Source organism: Polynucleobacter sp. MWH-Berg-3C6 (assembly GCF_018881855.1).
Classification (GTDB): Bacteria; Pseudomonadota; Gammaproteobacteria; order Burkholderiales; family Burkholderiaceae; genus Polynucleobacter.
The window spans coordinates 1-253 of record NZ_JACVPN010000026.1; the positions used below are offsets into that span (position 1 = coordinate 1).

1 pseudogene is annotated in these 253 nt (G+C 43.9%); it reads right to left on the reverse strand.

The window, feature by feature from the left end:
* Positions 1–126, reverse strand: a pseudogene (locus ICN13_RS10075) (IS3 family transposase); the annotation flags it as partial.
* Positions 127–253: the final 127 nt, after the last annotated feature.

Here is a 253-nt window from a genome sequence, read left to right on the forward strand (position 1 = left end):
CCTGATAAAGACAAAGTCATAACTCCAAACATGATTGGTATGAGTAGCTCGCAATCTCATACAGCTGCCATCGGAGAGCCAGAGTCTGCCTCTAGGAGGTTGCTTTTGTGGGATCTTTAGGCCTTCTGAACTGACCTGATTTTTAGTACCACTCCCAAAGAGAGGATTTTTGATAATCTTCACCTTAAAGGAGTGCTAAATATGGCAAAAGGCCAACGTCTTAAACCCGAGCAAATCGTCACCTTATTGCGTC